This window comes from Pseudomonas sp. BIGb0176 (assembly GCF_024810175.1).
Classification (GTDB): Bacteria; Pseudomonadota; Gammaproteobacteria; order Pseudomonadales; family Pseudomonadaceae; genus Aquipseudomonas; species Aquipseudomonas protegens.
Genome location: NZ_JANUEC010000001.1, coordinates 1,343,765 through 1,355,992 on the forward strand (window position 1 = coordinate 1,343,765; position 12,228 = coordinate 1,355,992).

11 protein-coding genes are annotated in these 12,228 nt (G+C 59.2%); 5 read left to right on the forward strand and 6 right to left on the reverse strand.

Annotated elements, in window-relative coordinates:
- Positions 1 to 5 precede the first annotated feature (5 nt).
- A complete protein-coding gene (locus tag M2395_RS05805) occupies positions 6 to 839 on the forward strand; it encodes an enoyl-CoA hydratase/isomerase family protein (protein ID WP_015635615.1) in 834 nt (277 codons plus the stop codon).
- Between the two features lie 48 nt (positions 840 to 887).
- Here M2395_RS05805 and M2395_RS05810 read toward each other — a convergent pair whose 3' ends face one another.
- Positions 888 to 1,487: an MliC family protein gene (locus tag M2395_RS05810; RefSeq protein WP_123430770.1), complete on the reverse strand. Its 600-nt coding sequence runs from the start codon at positions 1,485 to 1,487 to the stop codon at positions 888 to 890.
- A gap of 242 nt (positions 1,488 to 1,729) precedes the next feature.
- Here M2395_RS05810 and M2395_RS05815 point away from each other — a divergent pair, with 242 nt between their 5' ends.
- Positions 1,730 to 2,305, forward strand: a complete 576-nt coding sequence (locus M2395_RS05815) for a hypothetical protein (RefSeq protein ID WP_123430771.1) — start codon at positions 1,730 to 1,732, stop codon at positions 2,303 to 2,305.
- 697 nt (positions 2,306 to 3,002) lie between these two features.
- Here the strand turns inward: M2395_RS05815 and M2395_RS05820 are convergent.
- The 4 genes from M2395_RS05820 to M2395_RS05835 all read right to left on the reverse strand — a co-directional run bounded on the left by M2395_RS05820 (position 3,003) and on the right by M2395_RS05835 (position 6,145).
- The gene (locus M2395_RS05820) at positions 3,003 to 3,515 is read right to left on the reverse strand and encodes an Imm15 family immunity protein (protein ID WP_227454050.1); all 513 of its coding nucleotides are present in this window, start codon (positions 3,513 to 3,515) and stop codon (positions 3,003 to 3,005) included.
- A 103-nt stretch (positions 3,516 to 3,618) separates the two neighbouring features.
- Positions 3,619 to 4,017, reverse strand: coding sequence for a hypothetical protein (locus tag M2395_RS05825; RefSeq protein ID WP_174394713.1), 399 nt, complete (start codon positions 4,015 to 4,017; stop codon positions 3,619 to 3,621).
- A 107-nt stretch (positions 4,018 to 4,124) separates the two neighbouring features.
- Positions 4,125 to 5,270, reverse strand: coding sequence for an AAA family ATPase (locus M2395_RS05830; RefSeq protein ID WP_053151674.1), 1,146 nt, complete (start codon positions 5,268 to 5,270; stop codon positions 4,125 to 4,127).
- 14 nt (positions 5,271 to 5,284) lie between these two features.
- The gene (locus M2395_RS05835; protein WP_015635611.1) at positions 5,285 to 6,145 is read right to left on the reverse strand and encodes an RNA ligase family protein; all 861 of its coding nucleotides are present in this window, start codon (positions 6,143 to 6,145) and stop codon (positions 5,285 to 5,287) included.
- Positions 6,146 to 6,483: 338 nt separating this feature from the next.
- Between M2395_RS05835 and M2395_RS05840 the strand changes: the two genes are divergently transcribed.
- On the forward strand, positions 6,484 to 7,143 hold the full coding sequence (locus M2395_RS05840) for a hypothetical protein (RefSeq protein WP_011061294.1): 660 nt from the start codon (positions 6,484 to 6,486) through the stop codon (positions 7,141 to 7,143).
- Positions 7,144 to 7,215: 72 nt separating this feature from the next.
- Here the strand turns inward: M2395_RS05840 and M2395_RS05845 are convergent, their stop codons facing one another.
- Positions 7,216 to 8,907, reverse strand: coding sequence for a SulP family inorganic anion transporter (locus M2395_RS05845; RefSeq protein WP_041752252.1), 1,692 nt, complete (start codon positions 8,905 to 8,907; stop codon positions 7,216 to 7,218).
- A 609-nt stretch (positions 8,908 to 9,516) separates the two neighbouring features.
- Here M2395_RS05845 and M2395_RS05850 point away from each other — a divergent pair.
- A complete protein-coding gene (locus M2395_RS05850) occupies positions 9,517 to 11,766 on the forward strand; it encodes a type VI secretion system Vgr family protein (RefSeq protein ID WP_015635608.1) in 2,250 nt (749 codons plus the stop codon).
- A gap of 11 nt (positions 11,767 to 11,777) precedes the next feature.
- Entirely contained in the window at positions 11,778 to 12,224 is a 447-nt protein-coding gene (locus M2395_RS05855) for a DUF6484 domain-containing protein (RefSeq protein WP_019095552.1), read from the forward strand.
- The last annotated feature ends 4 nt before the right edge of the window (positions 12,225 to 12,228 follow it).

Genomic DNA, 12,228 nt, shown 5'->3' on the forward strand with positions numbered 1-12,228 from the left:
CGTTTATGACTTTCAGCGAAATAGCCTATGAGCAGTCCGGGCCCGTGGTGATCATCCGCTTCAACCGTCCCGAGCAGCGCAACTGCATCGGCCCGGTCACCCACCGCGAGCTGATCGAGGCCTGGACACGCTTTCGCGAGGATGACAACGCCCTGGTGGCAATCATTACCGGCACCGGCGACCGAGCCTTCTGCGCCGGCGGCGATCTCAAGGCGGCCGCGCAACTGGTGCCCAGCAGCGCCGAGGAAATGGCAGCCCACGACCGTGGCGAACGCCCGGGCATCATCGGCCCCAGCCGCTGGACCGAGATCTACAAGCCGATCATTGCCGCGGTCAACGGCGTGGCCTATGCCGGTGGCCTGGAGTGGGCCTGTTTTGCCGACATCCGCATCGCTGAAGAACACGCCTCGTTCGGCGTTACCTGCCGGCGCTGGAACATCGGCCTGGCGGATGGCGGCACCCAGCGCCTGCCACGGATCATCGGCATGGGCCGGGCCATGGAACTGATTCTCACGGGCAAGGTGATCGACGCCCAGGAGGCGTACCGTATCGGCCTGGTCAACGAAATAGTGCCCAGTGGGCGCTCCCTGAAACGGGCACTGGAGCTGGCCCATGTCCTGGCCGGCCTGCCGCAACCGGCGATGCGTTCGGACAAGGAAGCGGCCGTGCGTGGCTATGGCTTGCCATTGGCGGAGGGCTTGAAGATCGAAGCGCAGTGCTTCAACCGCTCGATCCATCAACCGGAAACCCAGGAAGGGTTGCGGCGGTTCATCGAGCGCGATCATCCGGATCGGGCCAGCCAGCAGTCGCCCGGTACGCCAGGTATTGTCAGGAACTAACCCCCAGGGCTTGGCGGCCAGCACCCGATGCGGTGCAGACGGCAGGGTTCAGCCTGCTTTCTTGCAGATCATCTCTTCAACCCCATGGCCCCAAGTGACAGCGGCCTCGCCCTGATGCTCCCAGAAGCTCTCGTTCTGCCCTAGGTAACGTGAGCCGCTGGCAGAGCTGGCCTCCAGCATCAGCGATTGCCGGCCTTTATATAAGGCGGTGAGGGAGGGCGGTTCGGTCTGGAAGAAGGTGACACTGATACGGCCATTGCTCGCGCAATCGAACATGACCGGAGCGGAGGAGGTGACCAGCCCATAACCCGTCTGCAGTTCGACGATGCGCCGACGATAGCTATCAGCCACGCAAGCTTGCTGATCATCGGTCTTCCAGCACTCGTCGCGGCCCTTGATCCAGCCACGCTGTTCGGCCTTGAGCACATTGCCACGCTTGCCGGCATTCTTCAGGGCGTCGCGATAAATAGTGGCCAACTTGCGGTCCAGTGCCGCGAGACCAGGGGTCTGGCAGATCAGTGCGGTTATCGACCCGGTCATCTTCTCACTGCAGTTGAATGAAGGACCTTGTTCGGCCGTTGCCAGAGAAGTGGCCAGCAGGGCCGATAAAGCGACACTGCTCACCATTGTTCGAAGGGGAAAGGTCATGGGTAACTCCTGATATCCAATATAACTAAACTAAATATTCATTTAGTTTAGTTATTTATAAGCGTCATATTGTAAGGGCAGGGTAGCTCATCCCGCGAGCCATATCTCGACACCCGGCAGCACTCGGCAAGACCCGCGGCGAGGTGTATTTGATAAAGGGCAGATCGAAGCTATCCTCACCAGGGGCAGCAATATCGATTATTTAAACTGCATATTGAACAACTAGGCAGGAGCCAAGAAACATGACAGGGGAAGATCTGGTCAGGGCAATAGAAAACAACGCAACACTCATGGAACTGAAGGATTGTCCTTCCGTGCCCATTCAAATGAGCTGCGCTGTCTACGGGAAGGTGCAAAATGATGCTGGAAACGATGTCATTACAAATAACGGAAGCATGAAGTACCAAATCGATCAGGCTCTTTTATTTCGCGGCCTGCACTCGGAGACAGCTGTTTGGCACTTTAGTACGGGACCAGTGGTTCATCATTTTGTCGTGATCCCTTGGTACAGGCAGTCAGCCCCTCAAGGGACCGTGTATACGGTATTTATGGCCTACGAAGGAAAGTACCTGCTGGTTAATTATGTAAAACATAACAGCCCGGCCCCTGGTGAGATTAAAGGCTACAAGACAGCCTGGACGGAAAACGACTTGAGAACCATGCTCTCTGACTTGCTCACCAAGAGTAATGCCTGGGAAGAATACTTCGGCAATGTCGGGCCGGCCCAGGCGAATATAATCCACTACTACAAATACAAAACAACAACGCTAGACTCTGCAGTTTCCAACGTGAATCGATACAGAGAGCTCTGTCGGTAGATTTCTTGGCCGTCTCGGCAATTACCCAAAGCCCACCTTCAATAGTTTGATATGCAGGTGGGCCACAGTCAGCAACCACCTGAGTTTGAAATTCTCCCGCTCGAACTTTGACAGGCATTCCGAATTTCGAAAGACACACACCACGTGTTCATCCGCGGTCGGAATTCGTGGGTGTCATGCAACTGGAAGTTTTTCGGCCCAGGGCCGGTGAAGTCCTGGGTTGGCTACAAGGAGCAAAGGAATCAGGATTCGTTTGTCCAGGATGTCATTGCGAAGGCCCAGACGCGAGCAACAGCAAAGTGATCGAAGCCTGGCTTCAGAAGCTGTTTCTGAGGGTAGGCAGCGTTGCAGTTGAGCCTGGGTAATTCTTGGGTAACGTGACCCACATGAGTACATCGTATCTACGCATAATGTATATTATGTTAAATATCATAACTCCAAGGCTCACAGGAGCTGTGATCAGCTATCAGGCTTGGATCACGCATCCGGGCGCTTTCGACGCTTTGAATTGGCGTACCCGAGCTGGTCATTTCCAGTTTTCGAAACCACTCACTGCTCAGATCCACCGATGGCTCGATCTGCACCTATAGGCTTCGACCAAGCCCATGAACGTGACGCAGCGAGCAATCGCATAGCTCCCACCCCATCATTGGAGTGCTTCACCATCGAATCGGATTGGCTGACGAACCCTGTACTCTCATGAAGTCCTGGGTACAGCAAAGACCCTTACAATTTCTTCAGCGCAAGCTGCGTCATAAGATCTGCTTTCATAAAAATCAAAAGCAGTTTCTGCCCCACAGCTGGAAAAATGTTTTTTCACTTCCTTCATCTCCTTCGACGCAAGCCCTCTATCATGTTCTCGTACTTTTTCCAAAAAACTGACTGAAGCTGGCTTTGCGCAAATAAAAATATTGGGTATGAGAACACCTTGCTGCGCCAGCCCTTCAAAGTCTGTAAAAGTCACGGCAAAAAAAACATCTTTACCTGTTGAAACCTCCAAGACTCTTAAAGTATTTAAAACAAACAAAGCGAGCCCTGTCAGGAAATCAGACACCCCGTCGCTGCTCATTTCATCCATCAGGTGCTTTAAGCGACCATACCTTGATACAAGCGGAATCTCTTCAAAGCTTTCATAGCTCTCGAAGAACACGTCCATATCATTGTACGGCTCTTTACTGATTACCTTGTTATAGAGATCTGTAAGCTTCATTACCAGGGGATACTCCATCCGTCGCAGGATGTTCGGGGGGGAACGTCAGGAAGTTCAATCAACGAGGGTGCGTGCTGGCTAGAACCACTTTCACTGGTATCACCTAGCCCTCAAGCTCATAAACCTCAATATCACGACCAATAACATATAGATCCCCTTCTTCGCGCACTTGATCAATGGATGCTGGATCAGCATCCAAAGCGTAATTCCCATCAATGTCGACACACCAATACTCGTCAAACTTCAACAGCCGAACCCCCGAGCAAATTGAATTGAATTGATGACCGCTAACTTTCGCGCTCAGCTCTTCGACGCCACGGACAACCACTTTGACTTTCTTCCAAACATCCCCATCAATACGATGATCTCTGGCATGAAATACCACCTGTGCTGCGAGTCGTTCGCCTGGCGCAAAATTAAACTCGAACGACAATAGCAAGCCATCTTCAAAACGGTGAAAAGCTTGTAATACCTCACTTATTTTTTCTGCAGTTTCTGACATTTTCATTTACCTGGTGATTTCTGGCCGTGACTTTCAAGTTGGTTTTTTTCAAGAGGATAGAGTTTGAAACGCCTCATGCCTCGCGTCGCCATGTCCCCCTGGACCACTCACCCCGTCACCGCCTGATAAACAACCCGATGCGCCTCGGTGGGCAGTGGCACTTCCCACTTGAACAGCATGCGGCGGATATCATCGTTGCGCAGCGAGGTGTCGCGCTGCTGGTTGCGCCGCATGATCTCGCCCTCGGGGCGCTCCAGGTAGAGAATTTCCACCTGCGCGCCGTAGCCGTAGAGCAAGTCCAGGGTGCGGTTGCGCATCTGCGCCGACAGGTGCGTCGAGTTCCACACAAAGGGTTTGTGCTCTCGCAGCAAGGCCTTGGCCCGGTCGATGGCGTAATGCGCAGCGGCGCCTTCATTCTGGCCATGGCGCAGGCCCAGGGCCTGGCGGGCGTCGTCGAACGACACCACCGGCAGCTCCGGGTGATGCTGTGCGGTCCAGGTGTCCTTGCCGCTGGCCGGCAGGCCCGAGAGCATCACCACCGACGAACCCTGCGGCGCGTGCAACGGGTAATCGGGATGTACCCGGGCGCCACGCAGGTACTGAATGCGTGTGTAGTCGTCGGCAAAGGCCCGCGGTCCGTGCAGGCAGCCCTCCTCCTGCGCCAGTTCGCGCCACAGTTCGATGGCGTCCAGTACATCGGCCTTGCCGGCGTAGTTGCGGCCCTGCATATCGGCCTCGGCGACGGCACAGAGCATCCACAGCGGCAGTTCCCAGGACAGTTTGTGCAACAGGAACTCAGGGCTGCGGCCGCTGCGATCACCCTGCAGGGCGAAAAACGGCACTTGGTGCACGGCGATGATGCGGCAGATCTGCTCGCGCAGCTCGAACGGCACACCGGCGCGCCACAACAGCAGCCGCGCATCCACCGCCCCCCGGCGTGAATGACCGGGCTGGCCGATACGCCCGGTATCCTTGTCGATCACCGTGGTGTCGGGCTTGGCGATGTCGTGCAACAGGGCCGCGAAGAACAGCACAAAGCGCTGCTCGGCGCTGGCCTGCTGGTAGGCGGGTTGGGCCAGTAATGCTTCGACCACCAGGCGGGTATGAATCCATACATCGCCCTCGGCGTGGTAGATCGGGTCCTGCGGTGTGTCGGCCAGGCGCGCCAGGGCCGGAATGGCCGACAGGCAGGCGGCGGTGTCCATATCGCGCCCCGGCTCGGGGACCAGTTGGCGCAGTTGTTGAATATCCATTTCGAGATGCTCCTTCAGTAGCCGTGGCGTGGGCCCTGCCAGTCCATGGACAGGCGCGGGGCATAGAGGTCGACGCCGGCGGCCAGTTGATTGGGGATAAAGGGTTGGCTGGCATGGTGCTGGTCGGCATCGAGGATGGCCTGGACGAAGTCCTGGCGTACCCACTTGAGCCGGCCGAGGGTCTGCTGCTCGTCCTCGAGCTTCAGGTACAGGCCCTCCATGCGGCTGGAGCGGTCGCATTGACGCCAGGCACGGGCCAGGTCGAGGCCTTCGCGGTGCACCACCTGCTCGAACACCTGGCGCCAGTGCGCGGTCTTGGCCAGCGAATCGCCCACCAGCGCTAGCAGCTCGGCATGCCGCCGCGGTGCCGGGCCTTCGTACAGCACAGGCACCGACAGCACCGGCCCACCTTCTAGCAGGCGCCGGCGCGCCGCGGTGGAGAGGAACAGCCCTGTGGCGCGGTCCCACACATCGAACTCGCAGAAGTAATGTGGCAAGTGGTCGTAGAACACCGAGTGCTTCTTGTGCAGCCACTCGCCATACAGCACGAAGCGATCTTCCAGGCGTTCCAGCAACCAGTGCTCATGGGCCGAGGCCCACTGCTTGAACAGATTGAACTGGCGCTCGCGCCCACCGCCGGTGAGGTAGTGACCGCGAGATTGCAGGAGCAACTCGCCGCCTGCGCCAAAGCTGATGCCCGCGTTGGCACCATCGAGTTTTTCTTCCACCACCAGCCACTGTCCGGCCAGGGCGCCATAGCGCACTTGGCCAGTGTCAGTGTCGCCATCTTGCAGGCGCGAGCCTTGCAGGTGGGGCGTGCGGGGGTATTTGAGCAGTTCCAGGTTGTGCGCGGTGGCACGAATATCCGTGTGCATGGGTTTGTCCTCGAAAAAAGAGAAAAACCAACGACAGGATCAGGCAGGCATGGCAATGAAGCGCCGCCGTGCATAGGCACGGGCAGCCATCAGGCAGGATGGACCGTCGTCGGTATCAGGCGTGTTGGCTGGCGTAGGGCACTGGCTTCACCACTTGGAGAAAAGGTTGCAGAGGCTTTAGGGCGCGCATTCAACAGCAGATAGCGGCATCAGGTCAAGCCCCGAGAGGACAAAACCCCAGCGCCCCTGCTTGCGCGAAACACCCGAGCTTTTGTCATGAAAAAAACCGCCTGGGGCTCATAGGGTGCAGCCAGTCATAACCCGATAAGGAATCGATCATGAAACGTTCAAGCGTGCTGATGGCTGCAGTCATTGGCCTGGCACTTGCACCTTTGGCCCAGGCCTCGTCCATGGCTGACAGCGAAGAGAAAGCCCAGTTGCGCAAACTCTTCTGCGAGTCGAAGGGCGGCGCCGATATCACTGCGCTGGGTGAGTTGAAGAAGTCCGACGACGTCGGCGCCGTGGTGGTGTGCAAGCTCCCGCCCTCGCCCACCACCGTGGTGGAAAACCAGGCGGCATCGAGCCTTGCCGCGCTGCCATTGACGCCTGTCACGGCAACGCTTGCGCCACCGTCGGGGGTCTACAAGCTCGCCCCGGGAGCCAGCAGCGTCAACACTTCATGCTCGGCCAACCTGGCCATCGCCAAATGGGCGGGCTTTCCCAATACCAGCAACGGCAACGCCACCTTGAACTGTCGTGGATACAATGCCGGCGCAGCAGGCGGTACGCTGGGTTGCAAGATCGAATGGACCGGGCCGACCCAGGTCGCCATCGGGGTCACTCCTTACGGCGGCCAGGTCGCGGTGAACTTCAATTGCCAGGCCCTGTACTTCGGTTCCGTCGGCACGGTGATGGATTTCAGCTACGCCGACCCGACGTATCCGCGCATCCGCTATGGCTCGGTCCAGGCCACCAGCAGCATGACCATCACCCAGTGATGCCGGGCCAGCCTGGCTGAGCTTCGATCAAGCGCCGGCAGGGCCGCTCCCTGCCGGTCACCCTCCTCTGCTTCATTGCTTGCCGCGCATGCTGTTGCGCCATATGCGGTAGGTCCTGATGCCCGAACGCACCGAACCGAACAGCAACTGGCTGTCCATTTCCCGGGTCATCCCCGAACGTTCCAGCATCGCCAGGAAAGTACCGCGGGCACGGGCGATAGCGAAGTAGATGCCCTGGGCGGCCAGGGTCTCGCGGATTTCCCGCAGCACCGCGATGCCGCTGACATCGATATCGGTCACCGCCTCGGCATCGAACAGCACCACCTCGGGTTGGCTCTCGCGCTGCACGGTGTCCAGCAGGCGCATCTTGAAGTAGTCGGCGTTGAAGAACAGGATCGCGTCGTCGAAGCGATACACCACCAGGCCGGGCACAGTGCGAGCTTGCGGGTACTGGTGGATGTCCACCTGGCCTTCGATGCCCGGCATCCAGCCCAGCACCGCGTCGGTGGGTTGGTAGATGCTGTACAGCAGGCGCAGGATGGCCAGGGTCACGGCGAACATGATGCCCGGCAGCACGCCCAGCCCCAGCACACTGACGGTGGTCAGCAGGCACAGCCAGAACTCGAAGCGGCTGAGTCGGTAGATTTGCTTCAGGGACTTGACGTCGAGCAAGCCCCAGCCGGCCATCAACAGCACCGCGCCCAGGGCCGGCTGCGGAATCCACGCCATGGGCGCGGTGAAAAACAGCAGAATCAGCGCAATCGCCAGGGCGGCGATGATGCCCACCAGTTGGCTCTTGCCTCCGGCCATGTCATTGACCGCGGTACGCGAATCCGCACCGCTGATGGCAAAGCCCTGGGAGGCACCGGCGGCCAGGTTGCTCAGGCCCAGGGCGATGAATTCATGGTTGGCGTTGATCGCGTAGCCATGGCGCGCGGCGAAGCTGCGGGCAGTGAGCATGGCGCTGCAGAAACTCACGGTAGCGATGCCCAGTGCGTCGCGCAGCAGGCTCTTGCTTTCCTCCAGGGTGGTCTTGGGCCAGGACAACTCCGGCATCCCGGCCGGCACATGACCGAGGATCGCCACTCCGAGGCGGTCGAAGCCCAATAGCCCGGCCAGCAAGGTGAACAGCGCCACCGTCAGCAGCGCCGCAGGTACGCGCGGATAGCGTCGCGGCAGCCAGATCAAAAGGCCCAGGCTGGCCAGGCCGACGGCCAGGGTCAGGCCATGGATCTCCCCCAGACGCTGGAGAAAGTCCGCCAGCCCCAGAATGAAACCGTCGCCTTCGATCTTGAAACCCACCACCTTGCCCATTTGCCCGGCGATCAGGCTCAGACCGATGCCGTTGAGGTAGCCGATGAGGATCGGCCGCGAGAAGAAGCTGGCGATAAAACCCGCCCGGGCGATCCCGGCGGCAATCAGCATCAGGCCCACCAGCACGGTGACGATCATCGACAATTCGACGGTACGCTGCAGGTCGCCCATGGCCAAAGGCGCCACGGCCCCGCCGAGCATGGCGCAAGTGGCGGCATCGGGGCCGACCATCAGTTGCCGCGAGCTGCCGATCAAGGCATAGACGATCATCGGCAGCACACAGGCGTAAAGCCCGTACTGCGGTGGCAGGCCGACAATCTGCGCATAGGCGATGGCAATCGGGATCTGGATAGCCGCCACGGACAAGCCGGCCCGCAGGTCGGCGCGCAACCATTCGCGGCGGTAGTGCAGCAAGTTGGACAGGCCAGATAGACAGCGGGATAACGACATGCCGGGTCCTTTCGAAATATTCCGTTTTATTCTTTGGCTGCGCGCTTGTTTGGCAAGGCGACGCGGGGCGTTATTCAAGCGAATCGGGCAACTTAGCGCCATGAGCTGGAGCAGCTTTTGCTTCGATTCACCCAGGTGCTTGGCCATGGGCAACCCGCTGAGGCGCAGGTGGTGGTGAGCTTGGGCCGCTATAGATGAACAACCTCTCCCATTCATGGGACGCCAAGCCAGCTATAACGGCGAGTTGCCTTGATGACGCGCCACTTCCCGGTGCATGTCGTCGCGCTCGTAGCCAGGCAGCAAATGACCGTCGGTCACCTACCTTGAAACGGCTCGGTGTTCGCTCCATTGGTCGGAGAGTTTCTTGACTAGGATTAAACCGCGCTAAGACTTTAACCGAAATTGTTAGAGGTGACGCCCAAGTGGCTCTGGACAGAAGGTTAATCCGCAGAAGCCGGATTGACTCGTACGTTCGCTTTGACTGAGTGCCTATGAGGCCGATATGGAGATCATCTCTGTGGTGGATGTACCGCGATGGATGGACACGATTTCCCCTGACCCCGCGAGACGGACGACTGACGCCCGAACACGAGCCAGAGGAAGTCGTTTATGGCAATAACGCAAAACAACCGTTTGGTGCAGGTCGACAGTCCCCTCGGCGGCGATGTCCTGTTGCTGCAGAGCATGGAAGGCAACGAAGAGCTGGGGCGATTGTTCCACTACGAATTGGACCTCACCTCCGAAAACCGAGCGATCACATTCGACCAGTTGCTGGGCAAGCCGATGGGCCTGACCCTGGAGCTGCACGACGGCAGCAAACGCTATTTCCACGGCGTTGTCTGCAGCTGCCGGCAAGTGAACGGCCACGGTCAGTTCGCCGGCTACCGCGTCAGCCTGCGGCCCTGGTTATGGCTGCTCACGCGCACTTCGGACTGCCGGATTTTCCAGAACAAAACGGTGCCGGAGATCATCAAGCAGGTGTTCCGCGACCTCGGTTTCTCCGATTTCGAAGACAGCCTGAGCGGCAACTACCGCGAGTGGGAATATTGCGTGCAGTACCGTGAAACCAGCTTTGACTTCGTCAGCCGGTTGATGGAGCACGAAGGCATCTATTACTACTTTCGCCATGAGCAGGCGCGTCATGTACTGGTGTTTGCCGACGCCTATGGCGCCCACTCCACGGTGGCCGACTATGACTCGGTGCCCTTCTACCCGCCCGATCGGCAAATGCGCGAGCGCGACCATTTCTACGATTGGCAACTGGAGCGGGAAGTCCAACCCGGTTCTCTGGAGCTAAACGACTACGACTTCAAGCGCCCCCGCGCCAGACTGGAGGTGCGCTCCAGCGTGTCGCGCAGTCACAGCAACGGCGACCACCCGCTCTACGACTACCCCGGTGAATACGTTCAGAGCAACGACGGCGAGCACTACGCGCGTACCCGCATCGAAGCCATTCACAGCCAGTTCGAGCGCGTGCAGCTGCGCGGCCGCGCCCGCGGGCTGGGCTGCGGCCATTTGTTCAAGCTGACCGGCTACGAGCGCGAGGACCAGAACCGCGAATACCTGGTGGTGTTCGCACGCTATCAGATCCGCCAGGAACTCTATGAAAATGCGCAGCTGGACCTGTCCGAGCAGTTCACCAGCGAGCTGGACTGCATGGATGCCAGCCAGGCCTTCCGCCCTCTTCCCCTGACCCCCATGCCCATTGTTCGCGGGCCGCAGACCGCCGTGGTGGTCGGCCCCGATGGCGAGGAGATCTGGACCGACCAGTATGGCCGGGTCAAAGTGCATTTCTACTGGGACCGCCACGACCAGTCCAATGCCAATAGCTCCTGCTGGATGCGCGTGTCCCAGGCCTGGGCCGGCAAGAACTGGGGGGCGGTGCAGATCCCGCGAATCGGTCAGGAAGTGATCGTCAGTTTCATCGAAGGCAACCCGGATCGGCCGATCATCACTGGCCGCGTCTACAACGCCGAACAGACCGTGCCCTACACGCTACCGGCCAATGCCACTCAGAGCGGGGTGAAAAGCCGTTCGAGCAAGGACGGCTCACCGGCCAACTTCAATGAAATCCGCATGGAGGACAAGAAAGGTGCGGAGCAACTGTTTATCCATGCCGAGAAGAACCAGGACATCGAGGTCGAGAACGACGAGACCCACTGGGTCGGCCACGACCGCAGCAAGACCATCGATAACGACGAGACTGTGCATGTCAAACACGACCGCACCGAAACCGTCGATCACAACGAGACCATCACCATCGGCGTCAACCGCACCGAAAGCGTGGGCAACAACGAGGACATCAGCATTGGCGTCAACCGTACCGAAAGCGTCGGCAGTAACGAGACGATCAGCATAGGCCTCAACCGCACCATCAGCGTGGGCGCCAGCGAAACCGCGACCGTGGCGCTGCAACGCACCCATGCGGTAGGTATCAACGAGACGATCGCCATCGGCGCCGCGCAGGAAGTTGTCATCGGCGCCTTTCAAACGGTGAATGTCGGGGCCTACCAAAACGTCAACGTGGGCCTCTACCAGTCGACCAATGTGGGCACCAACCGCTCGGTGGACGTCGGAGCCAATCTTTCAACGACGGTAAAAGACAACGAATCGCGCCAGGTCGGCGCAGGACGCACGACCGATATCGGCAAGGACGATGAGCTGACGGTGGGCAAGAACCTTGTCATCGATGCCGGTGACTCGGTGACCATCATGACCGGCAAAGCCAGCATCGTCATGAAGAAGGACGGCACCATCAGCATCAGCGGCAAGGACATCACCATAGACGGCTCTGGCGTGATCAACATCAAGGCCAACAAGAACGTGGTGATCAAGGGACGCAAGATCCTGCAAAACTAGGAGTAACGCGTATGACGGTTCAATACTCACTGCCCACGCAGGCCCGCATCGATGGCGTAGTCGTCGGTGTACTGCTCGACCTGCCACAGGCCAGTGCGCCCTGGGTGACCTACCCCGGCTGCCCCGAGCAACAGAGCATCGCCGCCCGCAGCACCACCCTGCTCTCCCCTGAAGACATCGGCAGCCAAGTGGCGCTGATGTTCGAAGATGGCGACCCTTCCCGCCCGCTAGTGATCGGCCGCCTGCTGAGCCAGGCCATGGCGCCCGAACCGGTCGCCAGCGTGCAACTGGACGACCAGCGCCTGGAACTGCGCGCCGAACGCGAGATCGTGCTGCGTTGCGGCAAGGCCAGCATCACCCTGACCCGCGCGGGCAAAGTGATCATCCAGGGCGCCTACCTGTCCAGTCGCTCCAGCGGGGTCAACCGCATCAAGGGTGGTTCGGTGCAGATCAACTAGACAG

Coding starts and splice junctions, on each gene's coding strand:
- M2395_RS05805 (WP_015635615.1), top strand. CDS start 6: ATGACTTTCAGCGAAATAGCCTATGAGCAGTCCGGGCCCGTGGTGATC.
- M2395_RS05810 (WP_123430770.1), bottom strand. CDS start 1,487: ATGACCTTTCCCCTTCGAACAATGGTGAGCAGTGTCGCTTTATCGGCC.
- M2395_RS05815 (WP_123430771.1), top strand. CDS start 1,730: ATGACAGGGGAAGATCTGGTCAGGGCAATAGAAAACAACGCAACACTC.
- M2395_RS05820 (WP_227454050.1), bottom strand. CDS start 3,515: ATGAAGCTTACAGATCTCTATAACAAGGTAATCAGTAAAGAGCCGTAC.
- M2395_RS05825 (WP_174394713.1), bottom strand. CDS start 4,017: ATGTCAGAAACTGCAGAAAAAATAAGTGAGGTATTACAAGCTTTTCAC.
- M2395_RS05830 (WP_053151674.1), bottom strand. CDS start 5,270: ATGGATATTCAACAACTGCGCCAACTGGTCCCCGAGCCGGGGCGCGAT.
- M2395_RS05835 (WP_015635611.1), bottom strand. CDS start 6,145: ATGCACACGGATATTCGTGCCACCGCGCACAACCTGGAACTGCTCAAA.
- M2395_RS05840 (WP_011061294.1), top strand. CDS start 6,484: ATGAAACGTTCAAGCGTGCTGATGGCTGCAGTCATTGGCCTGGCACTT.
- M2395_RS05845 (WP_041752252.1), bottom strand. CDS start 8,907: ATGTCGTTATCCCGCTGTCTATCTGGCCTGTCCAACTTGCTGCACTAC.
- M2395_RS05850 (WP_015635608.1), top strand. CDS start 9,517: ATGGCAATAACGCAAAACAACCGTTTGGTGCAGGTCGACAGTCCCCTC.
- M2395_RS05855 (WP_019095552.1), top strand. CDS start 11,778: ATGACGGTTCAATACTCACTGCCCACGCAGGCCCGCATCGATGGCGTA.